This window comes from Phyllobacterium sp. P30BS-XVII, from assembly GCF_014138335.1.
Taxonomy (GTDB): Bacteria; Pseudomonadota; Alphaproteobacteria; order Rhizobiales; family Rhizobiaceae; genus Phyllobacterium; species Phyllobacterium meliloti.
In genome coordinates this window covers 44,117-62,879 of record NZ_JACGXO010000002.1, presented here as the reverse complement: position 1 = coordinate 62,879, position 18,763 = coordinate 44,117, and the positions used below count along the sequence as shown (strand labels likewise).

The window sequence follows — 18,763 nt, the reverse complement described above, 5'->3', positions numbered from 1 at the left end:
AAGACGTTTTGGTGATAGAATCCACCCTTCATAGGTCTTAACCATGCACGTTTTGTAACCAAAGAATACGCTACTGGAACAAACACAGATGAACTTTTAAGCTTTAGCTTATCGAAACTATCCTCCATGATTCGCATTTGAACAAGCTGCAGACACGCAAAAAACGGTGCTTAAATGAATATCCACAGCCGCCATTATCCATACGCCGCCGCCGGAAAGTCGGGCGCAGCAACCGCGAAAGCCGAACAGACCGCTTTGGGCACCCTGCCCGAATGGAACCTTGCCGATCTTTATCACTCCGCCGATAGCAGCGAGTTGAAAGCAGATCTGAAAAAGGCCGATGAGCTAGCCGTGCTGTTTGCCAATCGCTGGAAAGGCAATCTGGCTGACGAAGCGGCAAAGCCCAAAGGTGGCAACTTTGCTGAAGCCATTAAGGAATTCGAGGCGCTGGATGAACTGATCAGCAAGATCGTCTCCTATGCCGGTCTTGTTTATGCGGGCGATACATCCGATCCGAAACGCGCCAAGCTCTATGGCGACATTCAGGAAAAGATGACCAATGCCAGCGCCCACCTCATCTTTTTCAGCCTTGAACTCAACCGTATTGACGACGCAGCGATTGAAAAGGCGATGGATGATAACCCAGCCATTGGCCATTACCGCCCATGGCTGGTGGACCTGCGCAAGGACAAGCCGTACCAGCTTGAAGACAAGATCGAACAGCTTTTTCACGAAAAGTCGATCACCGGTCGCGGCGCTTGGAACCGCCTGTTCGATGAAACCATGACGGCGCTGCGCTTTGAGGTTGATGGCGAGGACCTCGCGCTCGAGCCGACACTCAATATGTTGCAGGATTCCGATGGCGCTGTGCGCAAGAAGGCCTCCGATGCGCTGGCAAAGACCTTCAAGGAAAATCTGCGCACCTTCACGCTGATCACCAACACCCTGTCCAAGGACAAGGAAATTTCCGATCGCTGGCGCGGTTTTCAGGATATTGCCGATAGCCGCCACCTCGCCAACCGTGTCGAACGGGAAGTGGTGGATGCACTGGCGGAAGCCGTACAGGCCGCCTATCCGCGCTTGTCGCACCGCTATTACGCGCTGAAAGCCAAATGGCTTGGCCTTGATTATCTCAACAATTGGGACCGCAACGCTCCGTTGCCGGAAACACCGCAGGCGGTGATCCCGTGGACCGAAGCCAAGGAAACAGTGCTATCGGCCTATCGCGGTTTTGCCCCGGAAATGGCTGATATTGCTCGCGATTTCTTCGATAAGAACTGGATTGATGCGCCGACCCGCCCCGGCAAATCACCGGGTGCCTTTGCTCACCCGACGGTGCCTTCGGTCCACCCTTACGTGCTGCTCAACTATATGGGCAAGCCGCGCGATGTCATGACCCTTGCCCATGAACTTGGCCACGGTGTGCATCAGGTGCTCGCTGGCGATCAGGGTGCGCTCATGGCATCGACACCGCTGACGCTGGCCGAAACGGCTTCGGTTTTCGGCGAAATGCTGACGTTCCGCTCGCTGCTGGAAAAGACGAAGGACAAGCGCGAACGCAAGGCCATGCTGGCGCAGAAGGCCGAGGACATGATCAATACGGTCGTGCGCCAGATCGCCTTCTACCTGTTCGAGCGCCGGGTGCATACGGAACGCGCCAATGGCGAACTTACCTCAGACCGCATCGGCGAAATCTGGCTGGATGTACAGAAGGAAAGCCTTGGACCAGCGATCAAGTTCGGCCCCGGCTATGAGACTTTCTGGACCTATATTCCGCACTTCATCCATTCGCCATTCTACGTCTATGCCTATGCTTTCGGCGATTGCCTCGTCAATTCACTCTATGCGGTTTACCAGAATGCCGAAGCGGGCTTTCAGGAGAAATATTTCGACATGCTGAAGGCTGGCGGTACAAAGCACCATTCGGAACTGCTGGCACCATTCGGCCTCGACGCCACAGACCCGGCTTTCTGGCAAAAGGGTCTTTCGGTCATAGAAGGTATTATTGACGAGCTGGAGGCGATGGACTCGTAAGAATGCATGGTCCCGCCCACACGCCCTATGATGGTTCGGCGCAACCCTTCACCATAGGGTTGCACCAGCTTGATCTGAAGGACTGGATCGAGATTGACGGCAATCTCGTGCCATATCTTGCGGAAAAGCGCCGTCTGTTCGGGCTGCACGGGGAGAAAATCTTCGTTGAAGAGCCGGGAACTGCGCAAGCACAGAAGGAAGTGCTCGACCTTTTGAGCAATCATCTCGTCGAACACTATCCCGCGCATTATGTGAGGAATGGTGAGAATATCGGCATTATGGGCTGGGATGAAATGATCCCGCTTGGCAAAGCCGATGCGCCGTTTCTGCACCGCGCCGCCAAACTGGTGCAGGAAGATCTTGTGCTGATGCGCAAGGACGACGCGCGCGGCTGGCATCTGGCTGCCGCATCGCTTTCATTCCCCTCATCATGGACACTTCTGGAAAAATTCGGCCGACCTATGGAGGAGATTCATGCGCCGGTACCGGACTTCGGTACGGGAACGCGTAATGCCGGGCTCATCAGCCGCATGTTCGACAATCTGCGGCCAGATCGCTCCGTCTATCGCATGAACTGGTCGCTGCAACCGGATGGCAATCTCTACCACCCGCTTTCCAGCCACCAGAAGGGCGCGCGCTATACGGATGAGGATATCGTGGCGCAGAGCTTTGTCCGCGTCGAGCGCCAGACCTTGCGTAAACTGCCCGCGTCTGGCGACATTCTCTTCACCATCCGCATTCATCTTGATCCGGTTGCCACACTGAAAAAACATCCGGAATGCCGCGCTGTCGCCGAAGCATTTGCTGCGCAGCTCCTGTCTCTTAATGAGGCACAAGCCCAATATAAAGGCATTATTGCCATTCGGGATCGGTTGATCGACGCACTAAACGCACTTTAATGCGCTTCGATTAACAGTAGTTGCAGTTTTACCCCCTTCCGGGTGAACGGTTGTTTGCTCTTTGTCATCACAATGCTCTATGGTTTCTTTGAAGCGGTGAAATAACCGCTGCCCTCATTGATGGAGATTAAAAAATTAGGAGTAGCAAAAAAATGGCGAAGGCGGATTGGCCTGTACATGGAGAAATTACTGGTCCGATCGTGATGATCGGTTTCGGGTCCATCGGACGGGGTACCCTGCCCCTCATAGAGCGCCACTTCAAATTCGATAAATCCCGCGTGGTCGTCATCGACCCGAGTGATGCCAACAAGAAACTGCTCGACGAGCGTGGCATCCGCTTCATTCAGGAAGCCGTTACCAAGGAAAATTACAAGACGCTGTTGAAGCCATTGCTGACGGCAGGCGGTGGTCAGGGTTTTTGCGTCAATCTGTCCGTCGACACCTCGTCGGTCGATATCATGCGCCTGTGCCGTAAGGTTGGCTCGCTCTATATCGACACGGTTATCGAGCCATGGGCCGGTTTTTATTATGCAGGCGGCGACAATGCCAAGCGCACCAATTATGCCCTGCGCGAAACGCTGCTGGCCGAAAAGCGCCGCAAGCCCGGCGGCCCGACCGCTGTATCATGCAGCGGTGCCAATCCCGGCATGGTCTCGTGGTTTGTCAAACAGGCCATGGTCAATCTTGCCAAGGACATGGGCATCGAACACGCCGAACCAGCGCGCGATGATCGCGATGGCTGGGCGCGCCTGATGCGCAAGACCGGTATCAAGGGTATCCATATTGCCGAGCGCGACACGCAGCGCGCGAGCGGTCCAAAGCCGTTTGGTGTATTCTGGAACACATGGTCGGTTGACGGTTTCATTTCCGAAGGCTTGCAGCCGGCAGAGCTTGGCTGGGGCACCCACGAGAAATGGCTACCCAAGAACGCCCGCAAGCAGAAGAAGGGCAACAAGGCGGCAATCTTCCTCGAACAGCCCGGCGCCGATACCCGCATCCGCACCTGGTGCCCCACCGAGGGACCGCAGTTCGGCCTGCTTGTCACCCACAATGAAGCAATCTCCATTGCGGATTTCTTCACGGTCTTCGACAAGAAGGGCAAGGCTGCTTACCGGCCAACCTGCCACTACGCCTATCATCCGTCCAATGTGGCAACGCTGTCGCTTGACGAAATGTTCGGTGCCGCTGGCCAGCCCCAGCCGATCCATCACGTTCTGGAAGAATCCGAGATCGTTGATGGCGCGGATGAGCTTGGCGTGCTGCTCTATGGCCATGACAAGAATGCTTACTGGTATGGCTCACAGCTGACGATCGAGGAAGCGCGGAAGATGGCGCCTTACCAGAATGCGACGGGTCTGCAGGTCAGTTCGGCGGTTTTGTCCGGCATGGTCTGGGCGCTGGAAAATCCGGAAGCCGGTATCGTTGAAACCGACGAAATCGATTTCCGCCGCTGCCTTGAAATCCAGAAGCCCTATCTCGGCCCGCTCAAGGGACATTATACGGACTGGACACCGCTGGAAAACCGCCCCGGTTTCTTCAAGGAAGATATCGACACCAGCGACCCCTGGCAGTTCCGCAACATCCTCGTGCATTGAAACATCCTCGTGCATTATTAAAAAACGGCAACCCCAGGGTTGCCGTTTTTGCTTCTGCGCAGGTGTATGACAGGGTTGGTATCCGCGGAAAGAGTGTGCGTGGTTTGTTCGTGGTTCGTGGTTCGTGGTTCGTGGTTCGACATAACAACCATGAGGGAGAGGGATGCAACGCGAATCGCAAAGGTTGCAGAACTTGACTCCCCCGCAACCCACCCTACCGCAACCCACCCCATTGCCGCCCCACCGTCATCCTCGGGCTTGACCCGAGGACCCATGTTGATAACTGCTGAGTATCGGTTTCGTTTATTCTCCTTAGCCGTGGGTCCTCGGGTCAAGCCCGAGGATGACAGTGGGGTAGGTTGCGGGGGAGTGAAGTTCTGCAATGGTGAAGATTAGTTTTGCAACCAAACCACCCCCTCATCCTGAGCTTGTCGAAGGGCGCAACGATGGTTTTGCAAATTTCCCTCTTTACCACGCCCGCTTTTGCGTCTGGCTATTGAAAGGTGGGAAAGACGGGCGACCCATAAGGGGAACGCGGAAGTCTTGGTATTGGTAGTGTAGTCATGCGTTCCCCGGATATTTTCCTGTTTTGTCAAGAAAACAACCGGATCACCCGTCCCGATGACTGGTTTTACCCTTGTGAGATAAAACCTTTCCCCTGCGGCTGGGTTCTCCCCGCAGATGAAATCACCGATCCTTTCCTGACTTCAGAAGTTTTCCGGAGCATTCCCGCCGGAAAGGACACCATCAGAATAAACGAGGTGGGATGGCGTTGGATAAGTTGGTGTGATTTTTTTGAAAATAGGTGATTGCAGAACCTTTGTCGCGCCCTTCGACAAGCTCAGGATGAGGGAGATGGAGGGTTGCAAAGATAATCGCCGACATTTCAGATCACAGGTGTTACAGCGCAAAGATTGCAGAATATAGCTCCCGACCTCTTCGTCATCACCTACCCCTCTCCGTCATCCTCAGTCCTCGGGTTTAACCCGAGGACTGAGGATGACGGAGAGGGGTAGGTTGAAGGCTGCCAAGTTCTGCAACTATTGCGGGCTGTCATGTTCTACACTCGTTAGCGACTAGCATTGCAATCCACCCATCTCCCTCATCCTGAGCTTGTCGAAGGGCGCGCCAATGGTTGTGCAACCCACGCATCTCCCTCATGGTGAGCTTCCCGAGCTTGTCGAAGGGCGAACCACGAACCACGCATACACAACAATCGCTGCAACAGACCCCACTCACGGTGAAAGCGGGCGGTGATGTCATCTCATAACCACTCAACCGCAAAGCAATAACCCTCAATCCACCCATAATTGACAATATAACAATTTGTACATATCCTCATATAAACAAATCATTATATCTTTATGGGTGACTCTCGTGAACATTCTCAATGTCGGGTTATTTTCTCTCGCGGCGATTGTCCTGTTAGGCTCACCCGGTCCCGGTATTGCCGCTCTTATTGCTGTTGGCCGCGAAAAGGGCTTTGCCGGAGGGCTTGGGTTTTACGGGGGGTTGCAGATCGGGCTTGCCCTTGCTGCCGGGATCAGCGCTGCCGGACTGTTTTCCATCATTCAGGCCATACCCATGGCAATGACCGCCATGACAATTCTGGCAACGCTCTATCTGCTTTATCTTGCCTACAGCATCATTACCGCCCCGGTTGGCATGGATGCGGGCAAGCAGGATACGGGGTTTGCCGGAACCGCTTTGGGCGGCTTTCTTCTTGGTATCACCAACCCCAAGGCCTACATCGCCTTCATATCCCTGATGGCGTCCTACCCTATCATCAACGCCAATAATTCCGCCGACGTGACCGTCAAATGGCTGGTCTGTATCATCGTGATGGTGGTGGTCGACATTCTCTGGCTATGGTTGGGCGTGATCATTCAGAAAGCCAATATGAAGCCCCGCTCCGAGCGCCTTCTCAATATCGCAATGGGCAGTATCATAGCGGGAACCACCGTTATCGCCCTGATATGATCAGGCACTCCGCGCCAATTCATTAAACTTATATCTTGTTTTTGCTCGATTTTCGCGGCATTGAAGAAGGCAACCTCATCAGGAGATTGATCGGATGAAACGTATTTCACTGGCCTTCAGCGCAGCGACCATGGCTCTGGCACTCAGCGCTTGCCAGACAGGCCCTATCAGGGACAACGGACCGGTGGAGGCTTCCCGCCCTGTCGATGCCGTGCAGGGCCAATGGTTTGATACTTCGGGCGTTGCCTTCTCCAACTTCAATGGCGGCGTTTTTGAAACCCGCGCCAATGACACCAAGGAAAAACTGGCTGAAGGCAGTTACCGCTTTGCCTCTGCCAATCTGGTTGAGATCAACCTGCGCTCACTTGCCCGCGGCACACAGTCCAAGGTTAATTGCGCGCTCGTCAATCAGGGCCAGCTCAACTGCACGTCATCATCGGGCCAGCAATTCTCGCTGACGCGCCGCGGCGGCCAGACAGGCTGACAACACCTGGTCAGCCCTAACCGCCCGGGCTGACCATCTTCCTATAGTTTAGCGGCGAAAACTGCCGCCATTCCCTTGCATGCCACGCCAACTAATGAAAGCATCGGCGCATCTGTCAGACAGGTGTCAACGACCGATGACAACATCAGGCGATCGCAACAGGGGAACACTTCATGTCTAAAATCCTCGCCCGAATTTTACTCACCACCTCCGCCCTCACCATGACGGCTGGAGCAGCACTAGCCGACTACACACTCAATATTCTTCACATCAATGATTTCCACTCGCGGCAGGAATCAATCAATAAATATGATTCAACCTGCTCGGCTGAAGAGGAAAGCAAGAACGAGTGTTTTGGTGGCATTGCCCGGGTAAAAACCAAGGTTGATGAGCGCCGGGCAGCCCTGTCCAGGGATGGCGGCAATGTGATCCTGCTCAATGCCGGTGATGAGTTTCAGGGATCGCTGTTTTATACAACCTATAAGGGTGACGACACAGCCGAGTTCATGAACGGCATTGGTTATGACGTCATGGCTCTCGGCAATCATGAATTTGATGACGGCGTGGATACACTGGCAAAATTCCTTGGCAAGGTGAAATTCCCTGTCATTTCGGCCAATACGCAGGCGGCTGAAGGCTCGCCAATATCAGGCAAATACAAACCCTATGTGATCAAGGAAATCGGCGGGCAAAAAATCGGCATTGTGTCGGTTATCACAACCGACACCGCTGACATCTCGACACCTGGACCCACTGTTAAGTTTGCCGACGAAATCGAAACCCTGAAAAAAGAAGTCGAGGCGCTGAAAGCCGAAGGCGTCAACAAGATCATCGCCCTCAACCATGATGGCTATGTCAAGGACAAGGAGATCGCCGCCGCCGTGGATGGTATCGATGTGATCGTTGGCGGCCACAGCCATACGCTGCTGTCGAACACCGATCCGCAGGCTCTTGGTCCCTATCCCACATTGGTCAAGGGACCATCCGGCCGTGATGTGCCCATCGTTCAGGCCAAATCCTATTCCAAATATCTCGGTGAATTGAAAGTGACCTTCGATGATGACGGCAATGTCATTAAAAGCGAAGGCGCGCCGATCCTGCTCGATTCTTCCGTTGTGCCAGACCCCGCCTATCTTGCGCGGGTGAAGGAACTCGCCAAGCCGATCGAGGCCCTCAAAGCCCTGAAAGTGGCTGAATCCAGCGGCGTCATTGAAGCCGCGCGTGAAGTCTGCCGCGCTGTCGAATGTTCCATGGGCAACCTTGTTGCCGATGCCATGGTCGACCGGGTTAAGGATCAGGGCATGACCATTGCCATTATCAATGGCGGCGGTCTGCGCGCCTCGATTGATGCGGGTGATGTGACAATGGGCGAAGTGCTGACGGTCCTGCCCTTCCAGAACACATTGTCGACCTTCCAGCTGAAGGGTGCTGATGTGGTGGTCGCGCTTGAAAATGGCGTCAGCCAGATTGATCAGGGTGCGGGCCGTTTCGCGCAGGTTTCCGGCCTTAAATACGCTTTCGACGTATCAAAGCCAGTTGGCCAGCGCATATCGGCGGTTGAAGTGCGCGATGGCGATAACTGGAAGCCTATTGATGCAGCGGCAACCTATGGTGTTGTCTCCAACAACTATATGCGGGCGGGTGGTGACGGCTACAAGATTTTCGCCACCAATGCCGTTAATGCCTATGATTTCGGCCCCGGCCTTGAAGCGGTGGTTTCCGACTATCTGGCCAAAAACACGCCGTACAAGCCCTATACGGATGGCCGGATAACGGTTCTTGCCGCTGCCACGCAAGCAGTACCCACAGCAAATGATCCGGCTCCGCCAGCCAAGCCCACTGCGGAACCGGCCAAGCCTGCCGCTAAAATCGCGTTGCTCACCCTGAAAAAGACAGCCGCAGCGACACCATCCACCTATACGATCAAGCGCGGCGACAATTTCTGGAACATTGCCAAGCAGGTTTATGGCAACGGTTTCGACTGGAAAAAACTGGCAGACGCCAATCCGAAAATGATCGCCATGAAGCTGCCCATCGGCAGTGAAATGAAAATCCCGCCGAAATAGCTTCGGCTAGGACAAACGGTCCTAGGCACGCATTTTGAACCCGGTACAACTTGAATGTTGTGCCGGGTTCTTTCATATCTGGCCTGATTTGTGCTCTGGAACGCAATTTACCCCCTATCGCTGCGTCTTTTCGCGCCCTTGCAATCCCGGCCTTCACCACTAGGTTCCAACCGCAAAGCAGGAGTTGAAAGAGATGACGATGTCTGGTGAGGTTGGTGTGGCAAAAGAGCAGCCCGGCGACCATCCGCGCATCGAAACGTCAAAAATCGGCGTTCTTCTTGTCAATCTGGGTACGCCGGATGGCACCGATGTCACCTCCATGCGCCGTTACCTCAGGGAATTCCTATCCGACAAACGCGTCATCGAATGGCCGCGCGCCATCTGGCTGCCGGTGCTTTACGGCATTGTTCTGAATACCCGCCCGAAAAAATCTGGTGCCCTTTACGACAAGATCTGGAACCGCGAGCGCAATGAATCGCCGCTGCGTACCTATACCCGCGCGCAGAGCGAAAAGCTGGCGGCGGCCCTGTCATCGCACCCTGATGTGATCGTCGACTGGGGCATGCGCTATGGACAACCCTCGATTGAAGAGGCTCTGCGGCGGCTTGACAGCCAAGGCTGCAAGCGCATCGTCATGTTCCCGCTCTATCCGCAATATTCGGCAACGACGACGGCAACCGTGAACGACAAATTCTTCGAGGCGCTGATCAAGATGCGCTTCATGCCGGCGACACGCACCGTGCCATCCTATCAGGATGAGGCTGTTTACATTGACGCGCTTGCGGTCTCGATCGAGAAGCATTTCGCCACGCTCGATTTCGAGCCTGAAGTGGTCATTGCCTCCTATCATGGCATCCCGCAAAGCTATTTCAAGCGCGGCGATCCCTATCCCTGCCATTGCTGGAAGACGACGCGGCTGTTGCGCGAGCGGCTGGGTTGGGACGAGAAGAAGCTGATCACCTGTTTCCAGTCCCGCTTCGGGCCTGAAGAGTGGATGCAGCCCTATACGGACAAGACAGTTGAAAAACTTGGCCGGGAAGGCGTGAAATCCATTGCCGTTTTCAATCCCGGCTTTGTGGCCGACTGTCTGGAAACGCTGGAGGAAATTGCCGTTGAAGCCGGGAAAACCTTCCGTGACAGTGGCGGCGTCAACTTCACGCATATCCCCTGCCTCAACGATTCCGACGAGGGCATGAAGGTGATTGAAGAGCTGGTCCGGCGCGAATTGCAGGGCTGGATCTGAACGGGTGGAACCCCTGTATAATTGATGCTCAAGCCTTTCTGAGATTAAGACTTTAGTCTATCTTGGCATTGCCCCTGCAAAGGGCAATGATACGAGATGACATTGGTCCTGATGTCACGCAAGGGAGAGTATAATGCCGTTCAACGGTTTTGATTTTACCATTCCGGTACTGGTTGTTCTGGTGCTGGTCGTCCTTTTTGCTGGCGTAAAAACCGTACCCCAAGGTTATAATTATACGATCGAGCGTTTTGGCAGGTATACCCGTACTCTCGCGCCCGGCCTTAGCCTTATTGTTCCATTCTTTGATCGTATCGGCGCCAAGCTGAACATGATGGAACAGGTGCTGGATGTTCAGACACAGGAAGTCATCACCAAGGACAATGCCAATATCGCTGTCGACGGTATCGCCTTCTATCAGATTCTCAATGCACCGCAGGCCGCCTATCAGGTCAGCGGATTGCAGAACGCCATTTTGAACCTCACCATGACCAATATCCGTACGGTCATGGGCTCGATGGACCTCGATGAACTCCTGTCCAACCGCGATGCAATCAATGACCGCCTCCTGCGTGTGGTGGACGAGGCTGCCCATTCCTGGGGCATCAAGATGACCCGTGTCGAGATCAAGGACATTAACCCACCCAAGGATTTGCTCGATTCCATGGCCCGCCAGATGAAGGCGGAACGTGAAAAGCGTGCATTGGTTCTGGAAGCAGAAGGCAACCGCGCGGCGCAAATCCTGCGCGCCGAGGGCCTGAAACAGGCACAAATTCTTGAAGCGGAGGGCAAGCGTGAAGCCGCCTATCGCGAGGCCGAAGGCCGTGAACGTCTGGCACAGGCGGAAGCCAAAGCGACCGAGCTTGTTTCGGCGGCGATCAGCAATGGTAACGTGCAGGCAATCAACTACTTCGTCGCCCAGAAATACACCGAGGCTTTCGGTAAATTCGCAACCAGCAACAACCAGAAACTCATTCTGATGCCGATGGAAGCATCGTCACTGGTCGGAACGCTGGGCGGCATTGGTGCCATTGCCAAGGAAGTCTTTGGCGATGCAGCGCAGACCACTGAGCGGGCAGCAAGCCCGGCACAGCCGACGCGCGGACGCACCGTTCCGGGCACCACAGGTGGTTCCGGCCAGTCGTCATAACCAACCAGCGGAGGAGTTGCACTGATGTTGGAACATCTCTTCTACGAACTCGGTCCCTGGAACTGGGTGGTGCTCGGTTTTGCCCTGCTTATTTTTGAAGTGGCAGCGCCGGGTATCTTCCTTCTATGGTTCGGTATCGCCGCCATTATCGTCGGCTTCCTGACGATCCTCGTGCTTGGACCGCTATTCGCCATTGGCTGGCAGATCCAGATCATCCTGTTTCTGATTCTGTCGGTGATTTCGGTGTTCATCGGGCGGCGGTTTATGGGTGCAACCGATGTGCCCACGGATGAACCGCTGCTCAACCGGCGCAATGAACAGCTGATCGGCCAGATCGTGGTGCTTGAGGAAGCAACGGTCAACGGGCGCGGACGCGCACGGATTGGCGACAGCCTCTGGCGTGTCAAAGGCCCTGACCTTGCCGCTGGCAGCCAGGTGAGAATTACCGGAACCGATCAGGGAACGCTGACGGTGGAAGCGGTTTGAGTTGATTGCGCGATGGTGGTTCGTGGTTCGACATAACAACCACGAACCCACGAACCACGCGCAATAACCCCTGCAGCCCTTAGGCGGCACCGATCCGCAGCAGATCGTGGAAATGCACGATACCGACGGGGAAATTGTCCTCGGTGACAATCAGCGCGCCGATATTATATTCATTGAGCAGCGCAAGAGCCGCACTTGCGAGCATGCTTGTCGGCACGGTTTTCGGATTGCGCGTCATCACTTCCTCAACCTTCATGCCCACCAGATTGCGATGAAGATTGCGCGACAGATCGCCATCGGTGATGATTCCGGCCAGCGAGCCATCATCATTCTGCACGGCAATACAGCCAAAGCGCTTATCCGACAGTACCTTCATGGCATCGGGTATGGAGGTTCCCAGCGGAACCAGCGGAATTTTATCACCGCGATGCATGATCTCGCGCACATGGGTCAGGCTCGCGCCCAGCGATCCGCCCGGATGGAATGTCTTGAAATCGATAGCCGTGAAACCGCGCGCCTCAAGAAGAGCGATGGCAATCGCATCCCCTACGGCCAGTTGCACGAGTGGCGATGTAGTCGGCGCAAGCCCATGCGGGCATGCTTCGGTAATTTTTGGCAGCAACAGCACCACGTCTGCGGCCGTTGCCAGCGCCGAGTTTTCACCCGCCGTCAAGGCGATAAGCGGAATACGGAATCGTCTGGAATAGCTGACGATACCTTTAAGTTCTGCCGTATCACCCGACCAGGAGATTGCGAGAATAGCATCGTCACTGCCAATCATGCCGAGATCGCCATGATTGGCCTCGGCTGGATGCACGAAAAATGCAGGAGTGCCTGTCGAAGCAAACGTGGCGGCGATCTTGGCACCGATGTGGCCGCTCTTACCAACGCCTGTTACGATAATTCTGCCACGGACCGCTGCAATGCTCTCAACAGCTCGAGCGAAAGCATCAGCCAGACTTCCATCCAGCGCTTCGCGCAATGCGCTCAGCCCGTCTCTCTCGGTTGAAATTGTCCGCTTTGCTGAATCGATCGCTGCGGATTTGTCGAGTTTGGTGTCGTTTATTGCCTGCATGGCCAGAACCGTTAGCGCTTTGCTGACGCGCTGTCCATTTTTTGTTGTGAGCGGGCTCTCAAACATCAGGGCATTCTGCACCCGGAAACCAGTCATTAACCATGACAGTTTACCATCCGGAAAGGTTCGAACTCATTGGCAATGCTCATTCATGCATCATCGGCAACCACGCATCGAAGCACCGCCCCGCAGCGGCAGCTTCAAGTCTGTGATCAACTTCTGTCTGTGGACAGGGTTGATGAGCAGCGTTGCGTTTGCCGCAGGCGGAGCAGCTTTTGCCCAGCAGGCGACGCCTCTGCGCGGGCCTGTGGATGAAAATGTCCTGCAAACTCAACAGAATACCCCGCCCCGTCCTGCCATACGGCCCGCGGCCAATCCATCGACGCCGGCGCCCGCCCCCGGCAGCAATGATGGTATTCCGTCAACTCCCTATCAGCCTGTCAGCCCCGGAGCACTGCCCGATGATGATGCGGGCAATCTTGGACTGACAGGCGTACCGGTGAACGACGGCTCGCCGCCATCCGGACCTGTGGATAACAGCGGCGGTCTCAACCCTCCGCCAGCCACGGTGCCTGCGCAGATTCCGCTTCCCGCCGATCGCACGACAGCGGCAACACAGCGGACACGTCCGGGCCAGCGACCATTGCGGCCCGGTCAGACACCCGATGCGCTGACAACCGGCGCGCTGGAAGACGAGACCACTGGCAACCCCAAAGCGCAGCGCGCCGACAAGGATAATTTACCTGAAGCCGCAATTGAGCGCCGCTTCGTGAAGCCGGACCCTGAACCCTTTGCGCCTCTTGGCATCAGGGTGGGCACTGTCACACTCCGGCCCTCCATCTCGCAGGGTATTCGCGCCACGACAAATGCTGACGAAAGTTCCGATGGCAAAAGCGCTGTTCTGTCGGAAACCCGGCTGCGCATGCGCGCTACCACCGATTGGTCGCGCCATTCTGCCTTTCTCGACTTTGACGGCACCTACGACAAGACGATTTCCGGCGAAGACTATTCGGCACCGAATATTGGGCTGCGCGGCGGCTTCAAGCTTGATCTTGGCGAACGGACAACCGTAACGGGCGAAGGCGGCTACCGCTACCGGCAGGAAGATGCCAGCGCACCAACAGCGGTTATCGGCGCATCGAACCGGCCCGCCGTGCAGGAACTCGATGCCACATTGGGCGTGCGGCATGAATTTGGCCGGTTCTTCGGCGAGGTAAAGGGCAAAGTCGACCATACAACCTATGGAAAGGCGGAATTTCCTGACGGAACGACGATCAGCCAGAAGGACCGCGACAACACCTTTGCCAGCATCGCCCTGCGTGGCGGCTTTGAAATGTCACCGGCTATCAAGCCCTTCGCCGAAGTTGAAATCGGCAAGCTGATGTATGATCAGACCGAGGACTCCAACGGGTACCGCCGCTCCGGTTTGCGTACCGCCCTGCGCGGCGGTATCGAGGCGGATTTTGGTGAAAAACTTTCCGGCGAACTGGCCCTTGGCTATCTACGGCAGGGTATCGACGACAACAGGCTATCGGATGTCGATGGTGTCAGCGTCGACGGGGCAATCAAATGGTCGCCGCAGCGCGGGACGGACGTAAATCTTGGCCTGCTGACCCGCGTCGAGGGCGCGACAGCGCCCAATGATAGCGGCTCTATCTTTTATGAGGGAAGGCTCGGCATCAAACGCCAGATCCGTTCCAATCTGAGCGTCAATGCGGAACTCACCGCATCCCTGCGCGACAACAAGGATGGCAGCGGTCTCGACAAGGGTTTTGGGGCGGAGGTCGGTGCAACCTACTGGTTCAACCGTTTCCTCGGGCTTGATGTGAGCGCCCGCCACCGCATAACGCGCAGTGAGGTCGATACCCGCCAGACCACGGAAAGCAGTGTTTACATGGGACTGACGCTGCAGCGATAGATTCGTTTTTGTTAAAGCAGAGTGACGCAGAGGGTCGCTGCGGAGCAGCGGTAGGGATGAGGTATTCACACCCCCCTCTGTCCTGTCGGACTACCGGGGCGAGCCACGGGTCTCGCCCCGGTAGTCCGACAGGACAGAGGGGGGTGAGACTTGGCAAAACCATCGCGTCTAAACTCCCCCCAACACCTCAATCCTTGCGCGGTTGAATCGTCTTCAGCATGTTGCCGATATTGTCGATAACACCATTACGAATATCATTGCGCCACAGCGCAAACGCCACATTGGCTTCGACAAAACCTTCCTTGGAGCCCGTATCATAGGTGCGCCCACGGAAGTGATAACCGAAGAAATCCTGCTGCTTGGCCAGTTTCAACATACCGTCAGTCAGCTGAATTTCATTGCCCGCACCGCGTTCCTGATGTTCCAGAATATCAAAAATCTCCGGCTGCAGGATATAGCGGCCATTAATATAGAGATTGGACGGTGCGGTACCCTTGGCTGGCTTTTCGACCATCTCGGTCAGCTCAAAGCCATTGCCGACATCTTTGCCCTTGCCGACAATACCATATTTGTGAGCTTCTTCGGGATCGCATTCCTGCACGGCAACAATATTGCCGCCAGCCTGATTGTAGAGTTCCACCATATCGGCGAGGCAGCCCTTCTTCTCCGGCTGCATGATCATATCTGGCAGAAGCAGCGCGAAAGGCTCGTCGCCGACGATATCGCGCGCGCACCATACCGCATGGCCAAGTCCCATCGGCACCTGCTGGCGGGTAAAGCTTGTTGTTCCCGGTCCCGGCTGAATACCCTGCAATTCGTCAAGCAGGGCAGTCTTTCCCCGCTCGGCAAGCGTCGCGTAAAGCTCGTACTGCGCATCGAAATAATCTTCGATAACCGCCTTGTTGCGGCCGGTCACGAAAATGAAATGCTCAATCCCGGCCTCGCGGGCTTCATCCACCACATACTGAATGACCGGCTTGTCAACGACCGTCAGCATTTCTTTGGGAATGGATTTGGTTGCCGGAAGAACGCGGGTACCAAAACCGGCGACTGGAAGAACGGCTTTGCGGATTTTTTTCGCTGTGGTCACAATATGCTCCCCATCTCTGCACTACATTCAGTTAACATTGGTAATGGACATTTGAACCGCAAAGAATGAAAATAGTTTGTGCGGCGCAATAAACATTCTTTTCGCTTGGTAATGTTCGCGCATGAATGGCCAAATATTAGGCACTTTGTCTGAAGAAAAGCCCATTCACATGAACGAAATGGCGCCTGCCCGCCACGCATGGTAAACTAATTCCTAACTTTGATGTGCGTAATTTATCGTTTGACCGGAATAGGTGGCAACACAGTTCAAGGAGACAACATGTTTGAGAGTCCGTCGGCTTTCGCAAAGCGCATCATGATTTTGGCCGCAACCGCGAGCCTGGGTTTTGCAGTAACGGCGACGAGCGCCTCCGCCGATGCAAAATTTCAGGGTTGGATTGCAGGCTTCCGCACGACTGCCATGCAGAGCGGTATTTCCGCATCAACGTTCCAGCGTGCCTTTGCCGGTATAACGGAAATTGATCCTGAGGTCCTGCAGAAGGCTTCATACCAGCCGGAATTTGTTGCTCCTGTCTGGGACTATGTTGACAATCGCGTCAATGAACACTCCATCACCACCGGCCGCGACATGGCGCGCAAATACAGCCGCTGGCTTAGCTCCATTGAGAAAAATTACGGCGTTGACCGCAACGTTCTCCTGGCAATCTGGTCCATGGAGACCAACTACGGCGAAGCCATGCAGCGCCCTGACATCATGCGCGATGCAGTTCGCTCGCTTGCAACCCTTGCCTATGCCGATCAGCGCCGGGCAAAATATGCCCGCACGCAGCTGATTGCTGCCATGAAAATCCTGCAGACTGGCGATATTGACCGCAGCCATCTGACCGGTTCGTGGGCGGGTGCGCTTGGCCATACGCAGTTCATTCCTACCAGCTATCTGGCCTATGCCGTGGATATGGATGGCAACGGCAAACGTGATATCTGGACCTCCATTCCCGATGCGCTGGCGACAGCCGCCAACCTTCTGGCCAAGAATGGTTGGGAATCCGGCCGGACCTGGGGTTATGAGGTGACACTGCCAGCCGGACGCAAATTCCCTGCCGGTTCGCGCACGATGGCGGAATGGCAGAGCCTCGGTGTTGTCAGGGCCAATGGCAAACCCTTCCCGCGCGGCGGCGAAAAGGCACAGCTCAAGGTTCTTGATGGCCGTGAAGGTCCCGCCTTCCTGATGACCAAGAATTTCTCGGTCCTCAAGAACTACAACAATGCTGATAAATACGCGCTTGCTGTCGGTCTTCTCGCCGATCAGATCGGCGGCGCACCGGCCCTGCGTCAGGACTGGAATCGCCCCTTCACACCAATATCGATGAAGGAGCGCGAAGAATTGCAGACACATTTGCGCGCGCTGGGCTATTATGATGGCGAAGTGGACGGAAAAATCGGCTCCAGCTCACGAAATGCCATTCAGGCATTCCAGAAGCGCATGGGCCTTGATCCGGATGGTCATCCCAGCAAGGAAGTGTTGACCGTTATCCGCAAGCGATAAGGTTTGGAACTGTAATGGACACAATGAAGCGACCGGCTCTGATTCGTTGCCTTGTTGTGTCCATATCCCTCGGTGCGGCAGGCGGACTTGTATTCACCGATATTGCCGCCGCACAGCAGCGCACCCTGCTCGATATGCTGTTTGGTCAGCGCCGGGAGGTCTATCGCGAAAACACTGACCGGATGATTTTCGACGAAAACAACAAGCCCATACGCCAGCCAAAGAATCGCACAACCAAGCGGGCCGAACGGCCCAAGCCACAACCGGCAGCACCGGCGAGCGAAAACACGGCTCCAACGGCCGAACCCGTCATTCCCTCAAAGCTCACCGATGCCAAAACCATTCTTGTTGTGGGTGACTTCATGGCCAGTGGCCTTGCCGAAGGCCTTGACGCGGCATTCATGGATTCGCCCGGCGTTCGCGTTGTCGACAAGAGCGATGGCTCCTCGGGCTTCGTGCGCGGCGATCACCGCGATTGGCCTGCCACAATTGGCAGCCTGATTGATGCGGAAAAGCCAGCCGTCGTCGTTGTGATGATTGGCGCCAATGACCGCCAGCAATTCCTCAATGGACCAGCATTGCAAAGCGAGGAATGGGCCAAGCAATATCAGGCGCGGATCAAGGCATTTCTGGAAGCTGTCAAGAAGTCGGGCCACCCCATCGTCTGGGTTGGGCAACCCTCATTCAAATTCAAGAACATGACGAATGACCTGCTTGCGTTCAACGAGCTTTATCGCAGCGCGACCGAAAAGGCCGAAGGTAAATTCGTCGATGTCTGGGAAGGGTTTGTCGACCAGAGCGGCAGCTTTACCCTGTCGGGTTTTGATGTATCCGGCCAGACCGCGCGCCTGCGCAACAATGACGGCGTTGGGCTGACCACCGCAGGCAAGCGCAAGCTCGCCTTCTATGCGGAAAAACCATTGCGGCAGATGCTTGGCAATGCGACCTCACCCGCCATTGCTGCGATCAAACCCGGTTCGCCAGTACAGGCACTGCCTGAAACACCGCAGGCACCCGTGAAGATTGATCGCATTGCACCAATTAGCCTCAGTGACCCGGAACTGGATGGCGGAACTGATCTTTTGGGCGCGGCTCCAAAAGGCACAGCAGCCGATAAATCCGCGCAGGACAAATTGCTGATCGACGGATCGGCACCGGAAGCCCAGCCGGGCCGCATCAATGATTATTCCTGGCCCAAAAAGCCAGACGCGGCGACGAAATAGCAATGGACGGACCCTCC

14 protein-coding genes are annotated in these 18,763 nt (G+C 55.5%); 12 read left to right on the top strand and 2 right to left on the bottom strand.

The genetic code is table 11. The features are described from left to right. Positions 1 to 174 precede the first annotated feature (174 nt). From FHW17_RS06250 to FHW17_RS06210, 9 genes are all read left to right on the top strand, one after another. The gene (locus FHW17_RS06250) at positions 175 to 2,034 is read left to right on the top strand and encodes a M3 family oligoendopeptidase (protein ID WP_182509434.1); all 1,860 of its coding nucleotides are present in this window, start codon (positions 175 to 177) and stop codon (positions 2,032 to 2,034) included. Between the two features lie 2 nt (positions 2,035 to 2,036). Further along, the gene (locus tag FHW17_RS06245) at positions 2,037 to 2,933 is read left to right on the top strand and encodes a DUF3445 domain-containing protein (RefSeq protein WP_182509433.1); all 897 of its coding nucleotides are present in this window, start codon (positions 2,037 to 2,039) and stop codon (positions 2,931 to 2,933) included. 152 nt (positions 2,934 to 3,085) lie between these two features. Continuing rightward, positions 3,086 to 4,528: a homospermidine synthase gene (locus tag FHW17_RS06240; RefSeq protein ID WP_112530155.1), complete on the top strand. Its 1,443-nt coding sequence runs from the start codon at positions 3,086 to 3,088 to the stop codon at positions 4,526 to 4,528. A 1,377-nt stretch (positions 4,529 to 5,905) separates the two neighbouring features. After that, positions 5,906 to 6,508, top strand: a complete 603-nt coding sequence (locus FHW17_RS06235; protein WP_113097724.1) for a LysE family transporter — start codon at positions 5,906 to 5,908, stop codon at positions 6,506 to 6,508. A 94-nt stretch (positions 6,509 to 6,602) separates the two neighbouring features. After that, positions 6,603 to 6,992: a hypothetical protein gene (locus tag FHW17_RS06230; RefSeq protein WP_112528845.1), complete on the top strand. Its 390-nt coding sequence runs from the start codon at positions 6,603 to 6,605 to the stop codon at positions 6,990 to 6,992. A 173-nt stretch (positions 6,993 to 7,165) separates the two neighbouring features. Next, positions 7,166 to 9,058, top strand: coding sequence for a 5'-nucleotidase C-terminal domain-containing protein (locus tag FHW17_RS06225; RefSeq protein WP_182509432.1), 1,893 nt, complete (start codon positions 7,166 to 7,168; stop codon positions 9,056 to 9,058). Between the two features lie 193 nt (positions 9,059 to 9,251). Continuing rightward, complete coding sequence (hemH, locus tag FHW17_RS06220) at positions 9,252 to 10,301, top strand: ferrochelatase (protein ID WP_182509431.1); 1,050 nt, start codon at positions 9,252 to 9,254, stop codon at positions 10,299 to 10,301. A 133-nt stretch (positions 10,302 to 10,434) separates the two neighbouring features. Beyond that, positions 10,435 to 11,448 carry an SPFH domain-containing protein gene (locus tag FHW17_RS06215; protein WP_112528851.1) on the top strand — a complete coding sequence of 338 codons (1,014 nt, stop codon included), beginning with the start codon at positions 10,435 to 10,437 and terminating at the stop codon, positions 11,446 to 11,448. Between the two features lie 24 nt (positions 11,449 to 11,472). Further along, positions 11,473 to 11,934 (top strand): NfeD family protein, encoded by a 462-nt coding sequence (locus FHW17_RS06210; RefSeq protein ID WP_112528853.1) that lies wholly within the window; start codon positions 11,473 to 11,475, stop codon positions 11,932 to 11,934. Between the two features lie 79 nt (positions 11,935 to 12,013). Here the strand turns inward: FHW17_RS06210 and FHW17_RS06205 are convergent, their stop codons facing one another. Next, positions 12,014 to 13,009, bottom strand: coding sequence for a KpsF/GutQ family sugar-phosphate isomerase (locus FHW17_RS06205; protein ID WP_182509655.1), 996 nt, complete (start codon positions 13,007 to 13,009; stop codon positions 12,014 to 12,016). 238 nt (positions 13,010 to 13,247) lie between these two features. On the opposite strand from FHW17_RS06205, the gene FHW17_RS06200 reads away from it, so the two are divergent. After that, on the top strand, positions 13,248 to 14,927 hold the full coding sequence (locus FHW17_RS06200) for an outer membrane beta-barrel protein (protein WP_182509430.1): 1,680 nt from the start codon (positions 13,248 to 13,250) through the stop codon (positions 14,925 to 14,927). A 187-nt stretch (positions 14,928 to 15,114) separates the two neighbouring features. Here the strand turns inward: FHW17_RS06200 and galU are convergent, their stop codons facing one another. Continuing rightward, entirely contained in the window at positions 15,115 to 16,017 is a 903-nt protein-coding gene (gene galU, locus FHW17_RS06195; RefSeq protein WP_091878258.1) for a UTP--glucose-1-phosphate uridylyltransferase GalU, read from the bottom strand. 279 nt (positions 16,018 to 16,296) lie between these two features. Between galU and FHW17_RS06190 the strand changes: the two genes are divergently transcribed. Further along, a complete protein-coding gene (locus FHW17_RS06190; protein WP_182509429.1) occupies positions 16,297 to 17,523 on the top strand; it encodes a lytic murein transglycosylase in 1,227 nt (408 codons plus the stop codon). Positions 17,524 to 17,537: 14 nt separating this feature from the next. Beyond that, positions 17,538 to 18,746: a DUF459 domain-containing protein gene (locus tag FHW17_RS06185; RefSeq protein ID WP_182509428.1), complete on the top strand. Its 1,209-nt coding sequence runs from the start codon at positions 17,538 to 17,540 to the stop codon at positions 18,744 to 18,746. The last annotated feature ends 17 nt before the right edge of the window (positions 18,747 to 18,763 follow it).

Excerpts from the sequence above, each read along its gene's own strand:
- FHW17_RS06250 (WP_182509434.1), top strand. The coding sequence starts at position 175 with ATGAATATCCACAGCCGCCATTATCCATACGCCGCCGCCGGAAAGTCG.
- FHW17_RS06245 (WP_182509433.1), top strand. The coding sequence starts at position 2,037 with ATGCATGGTCCCGCCCACACGCCCTATGATGGTTCGGCGCAACCCTTC.
- FHW17_RS06240 (WP_112530155.1), top strand. The coding sequence starts at position 3,086 with ATGGCGAAGGCGGATTGGCCTGTACATGGAGAAATTACTGGTCCGATC.
- FHW17_RS06230 (WP_112528845.1), top strand. The coding sequence starts at position 6,603 with ATGAAACGTATTTCACTGGCCTTCAGCGCAGCGACCATGGCTCTGGCA.
- FHW17_RS06225 (WP_182509432.1), top strand. The coding sequence starts at position 7,166 with ATGTCTAAAATCCTCGCCCGAATTTTACTCACCACCTCCGCCCTCACC.
- hemH (WP_182509431.1), top strand. The coding sequence starts at position 9,252 with ATGACGATGTCTGGTGAGGTTGGTGTGGCAAAAGAGCAGCCCGGCGAC.
- FHW17_RS06215 (WP_112528851.1), top strand. The coding sequence starts at position 10,435 with ATGCCGTTCAACGGTTTTGATTTTACCATTCCGGTACTGGTTGTTCTG.
- FHW17_RS06210 (WP_112528853.1), top strand. The coding sequence starts at position 11,473 with ATGTTGGAACATCTCTTCTACGAACTCGGTCCCTGGAACTGGGTGGTG.
- FHW17_RS06205 (WP_182509655.1), bottom strand. The coding sequence starts at position 13,009 with ATGCAGGCAATAAACGACACCAAACTCGACAAATCCGCAGCGATCGAT.
- FHW17_RS06200 (WP_182509430.1), top strand. The coding sequence starts at position 13,248 with ATGAGCAGCGTTGCGTTTGCCGCAGGCGGAGCAGCTTTTGCCCAGCAG.
- FHW17_RS06190 (WP_182509429.1), top strand. The coding sequence starts at position 16,297 with ATGTTTGAGAGTCCGTCGGCTTTCGCAAAGCGCATCATGATTTTGGCC.
- FHW17_RS06185 (WP_182509428.1), top strand. The coding sequence starts at position 17,538 with ATGGACACAATGAAGCGACCGGCTCTGATTCGTTGCCTTGTTGTGTCC.